The sequence below is a fragment of the Shewanella sp. Isolate8 genome (assembly GCF_022398495.1).
Taxonomy (GTDB): Bacteria; Pseudomonadota; Gammaproteobacteria; order Enterobacterales; family Shewanellaceae; genus Shewanella; species Shewanella aquimarina.
Genome location: NZ_JAKEVI010000001.1, coordinates 1755155 through 1768791, shown reverse-complemented (window position 1 = coordinate 1768791; position 13637 = coordinate 1755155). Strand labels below are relative to the sequence as shown.

The 13637-nt window shown below is 50.8% G+C and carries 15 protein-coding genes; 7 read left to right on the top strand and 8 right to left on the bottom strand.

What is annotated here, in order from left to right; all coding sequences use genetic code 11:
• The first annotated feature begins 15 nt into the window (after positions 1–15).
• Positions 16–375 carry a 50S ribosomal protein L20 gene (gene rplT, locus L1D43_RS07790; protein ID WP_011865827.1) on the top strand — a complete coding sequence of 120 codons (360 nt, stop codon included), beginning with the start codon at positions 16–18 and terminating at the stop codon, positions 373–375.
• A gap of 296 nt (positions 376–671) precedes the next feature.
• Here the strand turns inward: rplT and trxB are convergent, their stop codons facing one another.
• Both trxB and ald read right to left on the bottom strand, forming a co-directional pair.
• Positions 672–1622, bottom strand: a complete 951-nt coding sequence (gene trxB / locus L1D43_RS07785) for a thioredoxin-disulfide reductase (protein WP_011865826.1) — start codon at positions 1620–1622, stop codon at positions 672–674.
• Between the two features lie 131 nt (positions 1623–1753).
• The gene (gene ald, locus L1D43_RS07780) at positions 1754–2869 is read right to left on the bottom strand and encodes an alanine dehydrogenase (protein WP_041511223.1); all 1116 of its coding nucleotides are present in this window, start codon (positions 2867–2869) and stop codon (positions 1754–1756) included.
• Between the two features lie 179 nt (positions 2870–3048).
• Between ald and lrp the strand changes: the two genes are divergently transcribed.
• The 6 genes from lrp (at position 3049) to serS (ending at position 9982) form a co-directional block, all read left to right on the top strand.
• Positions 3049–3552 (top strand): leucine-responsive transcriptional regulator Lrp, encoded by a 504-nt coding sequence (gene lrp, locus L1D43_RS07775; protein WP_011865823.1) that lies wholly within the window; start codon positions 3049–3051, stop codon positions 3550–3552.
• 183 nt (positions 3553–3735) lie between these two features.
• Positions 3736–6261, top strand: a complete 2526-nt coding sequence (locus L1D43_RS07770) for a DNA translocase FtsK 4TM domain-containing protein (RefSeq protein ID WP_239850570.1) — start codon at positions 3736–3738, stop codon at positions 6259–6261.
• 81 nt (positions 6262–6342) lie between these two features.
• Complete coding sequence (lolA, locus tag L1D43_RS07765) at positions 6343–6969, top strand: outer membrane lipoprotein chaperone LolA (RefSeq protein WP_239850569.1); 627 nt, start codon at positions 6343–6345, stop codon at positions 6967–6969.
• An 8-nt stretch (positions 6970–6977) separates the two neighbouring features.
• Entirely contained in the window at positions 6978–8309 is a 1332-nt protein-coding gene (locus L1D43_RS07760) for a replication-associated recombination protein A (RefSeq protein ID WP_239850568.1), read from the top strand.
• On the top strand, positions 8302–8676 hold the full coding sequence (crcB, locus tag L1D43_RS07755) for a fluoride efflux transporter CrcB (protein ID WP_011865819.1): 375 nt from the start codon (positions 8302–8304) through the stop codon (positions 8674–8676). The genes L1D43_RS07760 and crcB overlap by 8 nt, the downstream gene beginning before the upstream one ends.
• A gap of 19 nt (positions 8677–8695) precedes the next feature.
• A complete protein-coding gene (gene serS, locus L1D43_RS07750; RefSeq protein ID WP_239850567.1) occupies positions 8696–9982 on the top strand; it encodes a serine--tRNA ligase in 1287 nt (428 codons plus the stop codon).
• 222 nt (positions 9983–10204) lie between these two features.
• On the opposite strand, the gene L1D43_RS07745 is transcribed toward serS, so the two are convergent.
• From L1D43_RS07745 to punR, 6 genes are all read right to left on the bottom strand, one after another.
• Positions 10205–10543 carry a TusE/DsrC/DsvC family sulfur relay protein gene (locus L1D43_RS07745; RefSeq protein ID WP_239850566.1) on the bottom strand — a complete coding sequence of 113 codons (339 nt, stop codon included), beginning with the start codon at positions 10541–10543 and terminating at the stop codon, positions 10205–10207.
• Positions 10537–10818: a sulfurtransferase complex subunit TusB gene (gene tusB, locus L1D43_RS07740; protein ID WP_239850565.1), complete on the bottom strand. Its 282-nt coding sequence runs from the start codon at positions 10816–10818 to the stop codon at positions 10537–10539. Before tusB ends, L1D43_RS07745 begins: the two co-directional genes overlap by 7 nt.
• Positions 10818–11174 (bottom strand): sulfurtransferase complex subunit TusC, encoded by a 357-nt coding sequence (tusC, locus tag L1D43_RS07735; RefSeq protein ID WP_239850564.1) that lies wholly within the window; start codon positions 11172–11174, stop codon positions 10818–10820. Before tusC ends, tusB begins: the two co-directional genes overlap by 1 nt.
• 36 nt (positions 11175–11210) lie before the next feature.
• Complete coding sequence (tusD, locus tag L1D43_RS07730; RefSeq protein ID WP_041511232.1) at positions 11211–11600, bottom strand: sulfurtransferase complex subunit TusD; 390 nt, start codon at positions 11598–11600, stop codon at positions 11211–11213.
• Positions 11601–11775: 175 nt separating this feature from the next.
• Positions 11776–12435, bottom strand: coding sequence for a Bax inhibitor-1/YccA family protein (locus tag L1D43_RS07725; protein ID WP_239850563.1), 660 nt, complete (start codon positions 12433–12435; stop codon positions 11776–11778).
• 224 nt (positions 12436–12659) lie between these two features.
• Positions 12660–13562, bottom strand: a complete 903-nt coding sequence (punR, locus tag L1D43_RS07720; protein WP_239850562.1) for a DNA-binding transcriptional activator PunR — start codon at positions 13560–13562, stop codon at positions 12660–12662.
• Positions 13563–13637 lie beyond the last annotated feature (75 nt).

Sequence of the window (13637 nt, the reverse complement as noted above, 5' to 3'; positions counted from 1 at the left end):
GAGGAGTAAAGAACAATGCCTAGAGTTAAGCGTGGTGTAACCGCTCGTGCTCGTCACAAGAAAGTACTAAAACTAGCTAAAGGTTATTACGGAGCTCGCTCACGTACTTACCGTGTTGCTAAGCAAGCAGTAACCAAAGCTGGTCAATATGCTTACCGTGACCGTCGTCAGAAGAAGCGTCAATTCCGTCAACTGTGGATTGCACGTATCAATGCGGCTTCTCGTCAAAATGGTCTGTCTTACAGCCGTTTCATCAACGGTCTGAAAAAGGCGTCTATCGAAATCGATCGTAAGATTTTGGCAGACATCGCTGTATTCGACAAAGTGGTTTTCGCCACTCTAGTTGAAAAGGCAAAAGAAGCTCTAGCTAAGTAATTAGTGAGCTTTGCTTTGAAAGGGACCTCAGGGTCCCTTTTTTTGTGCCCGATCATCGCAAATTTATTTATACCAATCGTAATAAACAATTGATCATTCTAGCTTGTTAAAATGCTCGATAACTGTATTAGTATTTTTAATTGTAGAATAACTACTTATCTAAAAATCCTGCTTTGTTCTCAAGCGTTTTTTCTGCGCTATTTCCGAGCACATATTTACTGTGATTGGTATTACTCGATCATAAATACAAAAAAAAGCAGGCGCTAGGCCTGCTTTTTTATGAAGGGTAACGCGCTTTATTGTGCGTCTAAGAAACGCTCTGCGTCTAGGGCCGCCATACAGCCGGTACCGGCAGAGGTGATCGCTTGACGGTAATGTTGGTCCATCACGTCGCCAGCAGCGAACACACCAGGAATACTGGTTTGCGTGGCGTTGCCGCCAAGACCGCTCTGTACCTTGATGTAGCCATTGTTCATTTCCAGCTGGCCTTCAAACATCTGAGTGTTTGGCTTGTGGCCGATGGCGACGAATACGCCCATCACATCAAATTCGGTAATGCTTTCATCTTTGGTGCTCTTGATCTTCACACCGGTCACACCCATGTTGTCACCAACGACTTCATCTAAGGTACTGTCAAGGTGCAGTACTATGTTGCCATTAGCAACCTTGTCCATCAGACGCTTCGTGAGGATCTTCTCAGAGCGGAAGCTGTCGCGGCGATGTATCAGGTGAACTTCTGATGCGATGTTGCTCAGGTAAAGCGCTTCTTCAACGGCTGTGTTACCACCACCGATCACGGCAACTTTCTGGTTACGGTAGAAGAATCCATCACAGGTAGCGCAAGCCGATACGCCTTTCCCCTTGAAGGCTTCTTCTGACTCAAGGCCCAGGTACATGGCCGATGCACCGGTAGAGATGATCAGTGCATCACAAGTGTACTCACCACTGTCACCTTTAAGTTGGAAAGGGCGCTCTTGCAGGTTCACTTCGTTGATGTGGTCGAAGATGATCTCTGTTTCGAATTTCTCGGCATGCTTCTGCATACGCTCCATCAAAGCCGGACCTGTGAGGTCGTCGGCGTCGCCTGGCCAGTTTTCGACTTCAGTTGTGGTCGTCAGCTGACCACCTTGCTGCATACCCGTGATCAAAACAGGCTTTAGGTTTGCTCTGGCAGCATAAACAGCGGCGGTGTACCCAGCAGGGCCCGAACCCAAAATTAATAAGTTACAGTGTCTAGCTTGGCTCATCTTTTTCTCCGTGCCTTTAGCGAATTGCAGCGATTGTAGGGAATTTCCCCTAAGGGGTAAAGGCAATCTTTTAGATTGTCCTAATCGAAAAAGGGAGCCATTGGCTCCCTTTGTTTACACCCTTTGGTTGATTAAGCGAGTAGTACGCTTGGATCAACAAACTCGAAGTTGAGGGCCTCGGCAACTTCTTTACAGGTTACCTTGCCGTGCATTACGTTCAAGCCGTTTAGCAGGTGCTTGTCTTGACGCAGTGCTTCACGGTAGCCCATGTCGGCCAACTTGATGATGTAAGGCAGTGTCGCGTTGTTTAGCGCGAAGGTAGAGGTACGTGCAACCGCGCCAGGCATGTTAGCCACGCAGTAGTGTACTACTTCATCAACGATATAAGTTGGGTCTTGGTGAGTGGTTGCATGAGAAGTTTCGACACAACCACCTTGGTCGATGGCGACGTCAACGATGGCGCTGCCTGGCTTCATACGCTTAATGTGATCTTTGGTCACTAGCTTAGGCGCTGCAGCACCTGGTACCAGTACGCCACCGATCACTAGGTCGGCTTCCAGCACATGCTTCTCGATAGCGTCGGCTGTCGAGTAAATAGCCTTGACGCGGTTGTCGAACTGAACATTCAGACGACGTAGTGCATCGATGCTGCGATCTAGGATAACCACATCGGCGCCGAGACCTACGGCCATCTGCGCCGCGTTGGTTCCTACCATGCCGCCACCGATGATGACCACTTTGGCTGGCTCAACACCTGGAACGCCACCAAGTAGCATGCCACGGCCGCCCTTAGATTTTTCTAGTGCCATCGCACCGGCTTGGATCGACATGCGACCGGCTACTTCTGACATAGGGGCCAGTAGTGGCAGACCGCCACGGGCATCGGTAACGGTTTCATAGGCGATACACACGGCACCGCTCTTAATAAGATCTTCAGTTTGTGGCAGATCGGGGGCAAGATGAAGATAAGTGAACAGCAACTGATCTTCACGCAACATGGCACGCTCGACCGCTTGAGGTTCTTTAACCTTAACGATCATGTCTGCTTTAGCAAACACTTCAGCTGCAGTGTCTAAGATTGATGCGCCTACATCGACATAGTCCTGGTCGCTAAAACCGATCCCAACACCTGCATTCTTCTCTACAAATACTTCATGACCTTTTAGGGTCAATTCGCGGACACTTGACGGCACCATACCAACACGATATTCGTGGTTTTTGATTTCTTTAGGTACACCAATTATCATCTTCGAGCCTCAAATTGAATAAAAACCCATTTATTCTGGGTTGAATTGTTATTTTATAGGTCCTGAACGTGATTGTTTCAGGGAAATCTAGTATAGTATCACTTCGGCAGTTAATGCTGCTGAACTTTTGACATACGTAGCAGTAAATGTTGTTTTAGTGATAAAGCAAGGTTATAAATATGGTTAATAATAAAAAGAGTCCTATAAAAGACTTAGATCGGATCGATCGTAACATCCTTAACGAGTTGCAAATCGACGGCCGCATTTCCAATGTTGAGTTGTCAAAGCGTGTAGGGCTGAGCCCCACTCCCTGTTTAGAGAGAGTTAAAAGACTCGAAAAGCAAGGTTACATCAATGGATATACTGCGCTAGTAAATCCCCATTACCTTGGGGCGTCATTACTTGTGTTCGTAGAAATCACGCTAAATCGCGATACTGCAGAAGTATTTGATAAGTTTAATCGTGCCGTACAGCTGCTTGATGATATTCAAGAATGTCATCTGGTGTCTGGCGACTTCGACTATTTATTGAAGACCCGTGTTTCTGACATGTCTGCCTATCGTCGCTTGTTAGGTGAAACTCTACTTAAGTTGCCCGCTGTTTCTGATACTCGTACCTACGTTGTGATGGAAGAAGTCAAGCAGACCAATAGAGTTGCAATCAATGTAACGCTTGAGTCTTAAAAACGATTTATGTCGTAAAAAAGGAGCCGTAAAGGCTCCTTTTTTTTCATCTCGAATAGTTTTTCACCAATGATAGGCTTTTACCTCGCTATTGTGCTGTATAGGCAGGTAAAACGCTGCATGGCGCGAATTATTTTGATATCTTAGGCTCACCTTTTTTGTTTTTGCTTTGTGGGTTGTCTTTTGTCTAAGGGAAATAGTGTCAAAACACTCAGCGGTCTGCAGCGTCTGCTCGAAGGCGGACTCATCTTCTGCTGCATGGTCGCCACCTATATTCTGCTTGCACTGAGTAGCTTCCATTCGTCTGATCCGGGATGGAGTCAGTCTAATTTTGAAGGCGAGATTAAAAACGTTACCGGCGCCGTGGGAGCATGGCTTGCCGATGTCCTCTTCTATTTCTTTGGTTACACCGCCTATCTAATTCCTATCATAGTGGCGGTGACAGGCTGGTTGCTGTTCAAACGTATTCACCGCTTGTTGGAGATAGATTATTTTTCCGTGGGTTTAAGGCTGATCGGCTTCCTACTGATCACTTTTAGCCTGGCATCTTTGGCAAGCATGAATGCCAATGATATTTACGAGTTCTCTGCGGGCGGTGTCTCGGGTGATGTGATCGCCGATGCCATGCTTCCCTATTTTAATCAGCTGGGTACCACACTGCTGCTACTCTGTTTCGTCGGAGCCGGCTTTACGCTCCTGACCGGCGTCAGTTGGTTAACCGTGGTCGAAATGGTGGGCTTTGCCACCATCTGGTGTTTGAAGCAGCTTAAACATGTTCCCGAGAAATTCTCGAGTGCGCCCGAAACCGATGATACCAAGGGGTTCATGTCGGTATTTGACCGATATAAGGAGTCTCGTCGTCAAAAGGCTTTGGCTAAGGCTGAAGAAAACACCTATGAGGACGACCAAGATGATTACGATGATGAATATGACGAGGATGAGGCTCAAGAAGCTTCTTCTCGTGACCGGGGTAAGGAGCCAAGCTTCAGCCTGCCAACGGTAAAACCTGCTGCCGAGGTAGGAGCGCAAGACCCTGCTCTGAGCTTCTCTGCTCAGGATAATGACGTCTCGATCGATTTCGATGCCAAGCATTCAACCGGCGCCGTGCTGCCCAAGAAACTGCCTAAAAATCAGAAGGTCGAGCAGGCAAAGATTGTCGATGGCATAGTCGTGCTGCCGGGGGGGGAAGAGGCTCAGCCGAAGAAGCCTGTTACGCCGTTGCCGGATATCTCACTGCTCGATGTACCAAATCGTAAGACAAACCCAATCAGTCAGGAAGAACTTGACCAGGTGGCGCGTCTGGTCGAGGTCAAGCTTGCAGACTTTAACATTGTGGCCAAGGTGGTCGGCGTCTTCCCTGGCCCTGTGGTCACCCGTTTCGAGCTAGAACTCGCACCTGGTGTGAAGGCTTCTAAGATCACTAACTTATCTAAAGATTTGGCGCGTTCGCTGCTTGCCGAAAGCGTACGTGTAGTCGAGGTTATCCCGGGTAAGGCCTATGTGGGTCTTGAGATCCCTAACAAGTTCCGCGAAACCGTGTTCATGCGCGACGTGCTCGGCAGCGAGGCCTTCGAGCATAGCCAGTCTCATCTGAGCATGGTGCTGGGTCAAGATATCTCAGGCGAGCCCGTGGTCGTCGACCTTGGCAAGATGCCGCACCTCCTGGTGGCCGGTACCACAGGTTCCGGTAAGTCTGTTGGGGTTAACGTGATGATCACCAGCCTGCTCTATAAGTCAGGGCCGGACGATGTACGTTTCATCATGATCGACCCTAAGATGCTGGAGCTTTCGGTGTACGAAGGGATCCCGCATCTGCTCTGTGAGGTGGTAACCGACATGAAAGAGGCGGCCAACTCGCTGCGCTGGTGCGTCGGTGAGATGGAGCGTCGTTATAAGCTGATGTCGGCACTCGGGGTGCGTAACCTCAAGGGCTATAACGCCAAGATTAAAGATGCCAAGGAACGCGGTGAGGTGATCACAGATCCGCTGTGGCGTTCGCAAGACAGCATGGAAGAGCAGGCGCCAGAGCTGGATAAGCTGCCGTCAATCGTGGTGGTTGTCGACGAATTTGCCGACATGATGATGATCGTGGGTAAGAAGGTGGAAGAGTTGATCGCCCGTATCGCGCAGAAGGCGCGTGCGGCCGGTATTCACCTTATCTTGGCGACCCAGCGTCCGTCGGTCGATGTGATCACAGGTTTAATCAAGGCGAACATCCCGACCCGTATGGCGTTTCAGGTGTCTTCTCGTATTGACTCTCGCACCATTCTCGATCAACAGGGCGCCGAGACCCTCCTCGGTATGGGTGACATGCTCTACCTGCCGCCGGGAACCAGTGTGCCTATTCGTGTTCATGGCGCCTTTATCGATGACCATGAGGTGCATGCTGTGGTGGCCGACTGGCACAGTCGCGGCAAGCCGCAATATATCGATGAGATCTTGCAGGGCTCGGCCGAAGGCGAACAGGTGCTGCTGCCTGGTGAGGCGGCCGAGAGTGATGAAGAGATGGACTCACTCTACGATGAGGCGGTGGCTTTCGTTACCGAGACGCGTCGCGGCTCTATCTCCAGCGTGCAGCGTAAATTTAAGATTGGTTACAACCGGGCCGCTCGCATCATCGAACAGATGGAGATGCAAGGTGTCGTCAGTTCACAGGGACACAATGGTAACCGTGAGGTGCTTGCGCCGCCACCGCCGAAAGATTATTAAGCTCTCGTTAATCATTCTCGTGACACACTTGCGGGAATAACCCTAGTTAATAGCGAGCGCTTTGAAATGAAAGGATTTGTAATGCTAAAACCCTTATCTCAGTTAGTCTGTGCCTTGCCGCTGATGATGGCGGCATCCAGTTATGCCGACGATACCGCGGCATTAAAGGACGCGCTGGCGCAGCTTGACAACCTCAAGGCAAATTTTAGCCAGCAGGTGACAGACGTAAACAACAAGGTGATTCAACAAGGCTCTGGTGCCTTTGCCTTGGCGGTGCCAAATCAGTTTTACTGGCATCTGACTCAGCCAGATGAATCGCTTATCGTTGCCGATGGTCGGGACGTATGGATCTATAATCCATTCGCCGAAGAGGTCTCTGTTTTAGACTTTAATCAAGCCATCGATGCCTCACCGATCGCGCTGCTGGTTCATCGAGACGAGGCGACCTGGCAGGACTACCGAGTAGAGCGCCAGGACGATTGCTACCAGATAGCGCCTAAGGCCGTCGATGCCAGTGTGATTGGGGTCGAAGTCTGCTTTAAGGATAAGCAACTCGAGGTGATGAAGCTGACCGATCAGCAGGGTAATCTCAGCGTCTTTAATCTGTCAGCCCAGGCGCCACTGGCTGAGGCCGATGCCAAACTGTTTCAATTTACCGTCCCCGAAGGCGTAGATATTGACGATCAACGTCTTAAGTCATTGGATTAAGGCTATTTGTGTCTAGCTTAAGTTTCGATTTCGCGCCCGATTTTCGTCCGCTCGCCGCCAGAATGCGGCCGGAAACCCTGGCACAATATATAGGTCAGGATCATCTGTTGGGTGAGGGCAAGCCCCTACGCCTGGCGCTAGAGGCGGGTAGAGCCCACTCCATGATGTTCTGGGGGCCGCCGGGCACAGGCAAGACCACGCTAGCCGAGTTGGTCGCCCATTATGCCAATGCCCATGTAGAGCGTATCTCTGCGGTCACCTCCGGGGTGAAAGAGATCCGCGCCGCCATCGAACATGCCAAAAGCGTGGCCCAGTCCCGCGGCCAGCGAACCTTGCTGTTTGTCGATGAGGTGCATAGATTCAACAAGAGTCAGCAAGATGCCTTTTTGCCCTTTATCGAAGATGGCACTGTCATTTTCATCGGCGCCACCACTGAAAATCCGTCGTTTGAGATCAATAACGCGCTGCTTTCTCGCGCCAGAGTCTATCTGATCAAGCGGTTGCAAGACGCCGAGATCATCAAGATAGTGCGTCAGGCGCTAGAAGATGACGCCCGTGGCTTGGGCAAGCGACAGCTAAGTATGCCAGATGAGGTCGCCGAGAAACTGGCTAAGCTGTGTGACGGCGATGCACGCAAGGCACTAAACCTTATCGAACTGATGAGCGACATGCTGCCGGATGGCGGCGAGTTTACTGCCCAGATGCTCATCGAGGTGGCGGGACAGCAGCTGGCCGGATTCGATAAGAATGGCGATCAGTATTACGACCTTATCTCCGCCGTGCATAAGTCAATTCGTGGCTCGGCGCCAGATGCGGCGCTGTACTGGTATTGCCGTATGCTCGAAGGGGGCTGTGACCCGCTTTATGTTGCTCGTCGGCTGCTGGCCATCGCCTCTGAAGACATAGGTAACGCAGACCCTGTTGCCATGTCGGTGGCGGTCAACGCCTGGGAGTGCTTTCATCGGGTAGGTCCGGCCGAAGGGGAGCGAGCTATCGCACAGGCCGTGGTCTATCTCGCCTGCGCGCCCAAGAGTAACGCCGTTTACACCGCCTTCAAAGCGGCGCGCCAGTTGGCAAGGGAAACCGGTAGTCAGCCAGTGCCGAACCATCTGCGTAATGCGCCGACTCAGTTGATGGCCGACATCGGCCTTGGCGAGGGTTATCGTTACGCCCACGATGAGCCTAATCATTATGCCAGCGGCGAGTGCTATTTCCCCGAGGCGCTGGCAGGTACACAGTTTTACCACCCTAGTGAGCATGGTTTCGAGAAGCGTATCAAGACCAAGCTCGCTACCTTGGCGGAAATGGATAGGGCAAGTGAGGTGAAACGCTATGAATAATCTCATTTTTGTAGCCTTGGGTGGCTCTATTGGTGCCGTATTTCGTTATCTTATTTCAATATTCATGATTCAGGTGTTTGGCTCTTCTTTTCCTTTTGGTACACTCATGGTCAATGTGATCGGCTCTTTCCTGATGGGCGTGATCTATGCCCTAGGTGAAGCGAGTCAGGTCAGTCCTGAAATTAAAGCATTAGTAGGTGTTGGGTTATTAGGAGCACTTACGACGTTTTCAACTTTTTCGAACGAAACCCTGTTATTGATGCAGCAGGGCGCCTGGTTGAAAGCATTTACAAATATCGCTCTGAACCTATGTCTATGTTTATTCATGGTTTACTTAGGACAGCAGTTGGTTTTTTCTCGCATTTAACTATTAAGAAACTAAAAACATGTTAGATCCCAAATTTTTACGTACTGAATTAGAAGCGACCGCCGAGCGTCTCGCCACCCGTGGTTTTATCCTGGATGTGGATCGTCTCAGCAAGTTAGAGGAAAAGCGTAAGTCACTGCAGGTGGCAACAGAAGAGCTGCAAGCGTCCCGTAATGCGATCTCCAAGTCTATCGGCCAGGCCAAGGCTAAGGGCGAAGATGTTGCCCCTATCATGGCGAAAGTGGGCGATCTTGGCGCAGAATTAGACAGCAAGAAGGCCGAACTCAGCCAGCTACTCGAAGAGCTTAACGCCATCGCCATGAGCGTACCTAACTTGCCGGACGAGTCGGCACCTATTGGCGCAGATGAAAACGACAACGTCGAGATCCGCCGTTGGGGTGAGCCTAAGCAGTTTGATTTTGAAGTGAAAGATCACGTGGATCTGGGCGAGCAACACGCCGGCCTGGATTTCAAGAGTGCGGTTAAGATCACCGGCTCACGTTTCATCGTGATGAAGGGCCAAATCGCCCGTATGCACCGTGCGCTAACCCAATTCATGCTGGATCTACACACCACAGAGCACGGCTACACTGAAACATACGTGCCGCTTCTGGTTAACGAAGACAGCCTACTGGGCACGGGTCAGCTGCCTAAGTTTGGTGAAGATCTGTTCCACACCAAGCCTGCGACCGAAGAAGGTCAGGGCCTAAGCCTGATCCCGACCGCCGAGGTGCCGCTGACTAACCTGGCTCGCGATACCATTATCGATGAAGATGAGCTGCCGATTAAGATGACTGCTCATACGGCTTGTTTCCGCAGCGAAGCCGGCTCATACGGCCGCGATACACGCGGTCTTATCCGTCAGCACCAGTTCGACAAGGTAGAGTTAGTGCAGTTGGTGAAGCCAGAAGACTCTATGGCGGCGCTCGAGAGCCTGACACAACACGCGGAAACTGTGCTGCAACGCCTAGGCCTGCCATATCGCACCGTGGTACTTTGTACCGGCGACATGGGCTTTGGCGCGGCTAAGACCTTCGACATCGAGGTCTGGCTGCCGGCGCAGAACACCTACCGCGAGATCTCATCTTGCAGCAACATGCAGGATTTCCAGGCGCGTCGCATGCAAGCACGCTACAAGGCCAAATCTGCCAAGAAACCGGCACTGCTGCACACACTGAATGGTTCTGGCCTGGCGGTTGGACGTACCTTGGTGGCCGTGCTGGAGAACTATCAGAATGCCGATGGTTCAATCACAGTACCTGAGGCGCTACGTCCATACATGGGCGGCCTGACTCAAATAGGCTAACGCGATAAAGAGATAGTGTGAAACATGGATAACGGTGGGCGCTATTTTCAGTGGCTGACCTATGTCGTCATTATCTGTATCTTCGCCGCAGTAATGTTAGCAACATTTGGGAAAGCGATTATGTTAGTGATGAAAAATCTCTAACCATAAAAAAACCTTCGCAGTAGCGAAGGTTTTTTTATCATTAAGGCTAGTCTATGAGACAGGTTTTAAGTTGCTCGCTTAGATGCATTTTGCAGGCTTTGGCAGGCCAGCAATCTTGGTCGCCTGTTTGGCCGGACCGAGCGGGAAGAGGGTGTAGAGATATTTAGAGTTACCCTTTTCGGCGCCGAGTTTCTGGCCGATGGCCTTGACCAGCACACGAATGGCAGGGCTCGTCTTAAATTCCATATAAAATTCGCGCACGAAGAGCACCACTTCCCAATGGGCGGGGGTGAGGGTGATATCTTCTTCGGCGGCGATAATCACGGCAAGTTCTTCATTCCAGTCACCGACGTTTTTCAGGTAGCCCTGGGGATCGGTCGGGATCTGACTATCCCCATACATAATATAATTTACCAAGTGATCACCTTAGCGTGAGTTAACGAGTATTGGACAAATTCGGCCTGACTTAGCTGCTGATGCTGACCTAACCTTGCCTGCAGGCCTCTGGCTTCAACATCTTGCTCGAGTAGGCAGACCTTAGTGTGATGCAGTGCTTCTTGCCATTTTCGCAGCAGCAGGGCGTTAATGCCATCGCCAATCAACAAGAGCGTGTCTTGTGGCTGAATATAGCGAAGGCAGGTGGCAAGGGCGTTATCTTGTACCGCCGAGTATTGAACGACATGCAGTATCATCAGTAGACAAAGACCTCATCGGCTTGGGTTAACAGCTCACCTATCTCTTTTGGCGTTTTGACATCGAGTGGAATCGCCAGTGCCGACTCATCCAGTTGAAAGTCTGCTAGGCTCTGCTGGCAGGCATAGACAGACTCAATATCATATAACGGCAAAGCTTTAAAGGCCGCGAGGAAGTCTTTGGCGCCTATGGTTTCCGGTGCCTGCTGTGGGATCAGATTGAGCACGCCCTCATCGGCGAAGATAAGGCTGACCTCCTGCTCGAAACTGGCACTGAGCAGCGCAAAATCCAGTCCTTCCCGGCCCTTGGCGCTGCCATGGGGAGCGTGTCTGAAGATAATGGTGATCTTTTTCATCATTTTTCCAAAAAGCGAATGCTTAACATCTGGCGTTTAAAAACAGATCACGCGATCGGCTTGCTCAATGCCGGTCACGAGTTCGCCCAGCCCCCCCATCTGAAAGGGGGGCTCGAGATTCCAGTGTTGTAACTGATTTTCTGCCGATTCGGCCGCAGATAACACGCCACGGCGCAGCGCAGCCGAAACGCAGTTCACCAAGGGGACCTTGTGCGTCTGTCCCAACTCTCGCCAGGCTTGATAGAGGGCAAATTCATCTGAGGCCGGCGATTGAAGATGGTTGGTCGACAATACGCCGTCTTGATAGAAGAAGACCTTGAGCACTTCATGGCCGGCGTCGATGGCAGCTTGGGTAAACTGTAGCGCCTGATAGCTGCTACCCTGGCCGTATCCCGCCTGATTGACTTGAATGATGAGCTTACTCATTAACCTTTACTTATTGTCCTGACGCATAGGCGCCTATTCTGGGCGCTATTCTAGCGTTTTTTTGTCACGATCCCAAACGTCTAGCGAATACGACTGAGGTTTGGGCAAATATCATCATGCACTTGGGCATAAAAAAGCCCGCCGATAGGGCGGGCCTTTTAAATGTCTAAACAGTTTAATCGTCGCTTCCGGCACCTAACAGATGCAGAATCGAGATAAACAGGTTCAAGAAATCCAGATACAGGGCGACAGTCGCGCGTATGTAGTTGGTTTCACCGCCGTTGACGATGCGGCTGGTATCAAAAAGGATAAAGCCTGTCATCAACAGGGCGATACCTGCGTTGAGGGCCATGAATACCGCGCCGCTACCGATGAAGATGTTGGCGATACCGGCAACGATGGCAATGACCAAACCGGCGAGCAGGAAGCCACGCATGAAAGAGAAGTCTTTCTTGGTGGTGATGGCATAGCCGCTCAGGGTAACGAACACTACGGCAGTCAAGCCTAAGGCCTGCATGATGAGCTGAGGACCGTTGGCCATGCCGGCATAATGATTAAGCATGTAGCCAAGCGAGGCACCTTCCATACCCGTAAAGGCAAACACCCAAAACAGCCCCGCGGCCGACTCGGCCTTTCTCAGGGTGACAAACAATAGGATGAAACCACCGATCGAGAGACCGATAGACATGAGAGGACTGATTTGCAACACCATTGCCAGCCCCGCACACAGCGCGGAGAAGCCCAGTGTCATCGAGAGTAGCAGATAGGTATTTTTAAGCAGCTTATTCACTTCTTGTGTCGAAGCATGGCTTGCATATAGTGTTTCTTGCGTCATCTTTATCTCCAGTGACTATCACTAACTTGATGGTTTATTTGAGTCAAATCGATTGCAAGAGTTCCATTTCATGAACCGGATTTAACTTGCTTACAGGCTTATTATCATAACCGAGCCAAGGGGAGGGTGAAAGCCCATCTGCTTGATAAGCGGTTAATTAAGCCAGGTAAATTTAATGTGTTCAGTTAAGAGCGCGTAACTAAACATAACTAACTTAAACGTCACTAGTTAAACCAGTCACGCTGTAGTTTTTCACTATCACCCAGATAATCGAGCACCCAGGCCATGGCTGGTGACATGTTGGCGTCATTCCAGGCCAGGCAACAGGGGCTAGGCGCCTTGGGGCGTTCTAGCTCTTTCTCTATCAGTGCACCGGCCTGCACGAAGGGAGTGGCGAAGTGCTTTGGCATGTAGCCTATGCCCAGTCCTTCGCGGAAACAGTTGATGGCACGGATCCAGTCAGGCACTACCAGACGACGCTGATTATCCAGCAGCCAGGTCATGCGTTTTGGGATCTCGCGCGAGGTGTCTTCCAGACAAATTGAGGGATAGGTGCGCAGCTCATCGTCGAGCAAGGGGCGATCTATGGCCGCCAAGGGATGATGTTTACTCACCAGGAAGGTCCATTCGATATCCCCCATATCTTTAAAGCGATAGTCGCCACCTACAGGTATAGCTGTGGTTGCACCGATGGCGATGTCACTACGGCCGGTGGCAATGGCTTCCCATACGCCGTTAAAGACCTCGATACGTATGATGAGTTCGACATTATCGAAATGGCGATAGAAATCGGCGATCAGGTTACTTATCTTATCGGCGCGCACTATGTTATCCAGCGCGATGGAGAGTGTGGGTTGCCAGCCGTTGGCGACTCGTTTGGTATCTTCCTTAAGTGATGCCAAGTGGGTAAGCATGGAGCGCACCTGCTTGACGAAATGTTCGCCTGCCGGGGTGAGGCTCACGCTTCTATGGTGGCGCTCAAACAACACGACCCCCAAATCTTCTTCGACCTGTTTAACGGCATAACTCACGGCAGAGGGCACCTTGTGTAACTTGTTGGCCGCCGCGGTAAAACTGCCGACTCGGGCCACCATATCAATTAATTGCATCGACTGTTCTGAAAGCATCTCGAATTTGCTCCTAAATTTGCCGTGAGAATATTTGAAGGCTGTAAGCAAAAATAAACGTTTCACAAGCAATTG

Bases quoted from the DNA above. Each gene is read 5' to 3' on its own strand.
- serS (WP_239850567.1), top strand. From the start codon at position 8,696: ATGTTAGATCCCAAATTTTTACGTACTGAATTAGAAGCGACCGCCGAG.
- ald (WP_041511223.1), bottom strand. From the start codon at position 2,869: ATGATAATTGGTGTACCTAAAGAAATCAAAAACCACGAATATCGTGTT.
- L1D43_RS07725 (WP_239850563.1), bottom strand. From the start codon at position 12,435: ATGACGCAAGAAACACTATATGCAAGCCATGCTTCGACACAAGAAGTG.
- trxB (WP_011865826.1), bottom strand. From the start codon at position 1,622: ATGAGCCAAGCTAGACACTGTAACTTATTAATTTTGGGTTCGGGCCCT.
- tusC (WP_239850564.1), bottom strand. From the start codon at position 11,174: ATGAAAAAGATCACCATTATCTTCAGACACGCTCCCCATGGCAGCGCC.
- tusB (WP_239850565.1), bottom strand. From the start codon at position 10,818: ATGATACTGCATGTCGTTCAATACTCGGCGGTACAAGATAACGCCCTT.
- lolA (WP_239850569.1), top strand. From the start codon at position 6,343: ATGCTAAAACCCTTATCTCAGTTAGTCTGTGCCTTGCCGCTGATGATG.
- punR (WP_239850562.1), bottom strand. From the start codon at position 13,562: ATGCTTTCAGAACAGTCGATGCAATTAATTGATATGGTGGCCCGAGTC.
- rplT (WP_011865827.1), top strand. From the start codon at position 16: ATGCCTAGAGTTAAGCGTGGTGTAACCGCTCGTGCTCGTCACAAGAAA.
- tusD (WP_041511232.1), bottom strand. From the start codon at position 11,600: ATGAGTAAGCTCATCATTCAAGTCAATCAGGCGGGATACGGCCAGGGT.
- crcB (WP_011865819.1), top strand. From the start codon at position 8,302: ATGAATAATCTCATTTTTGTAGCCTTGGGTGGCTCTATTGGTGCCGTA.
- lrp (WP_011865823.1), top strand. From the start codon at position 3,049: ATGGTTAATAATAAAAAGAGTCCTATAAAAGACTTAGATCGGATCGAT.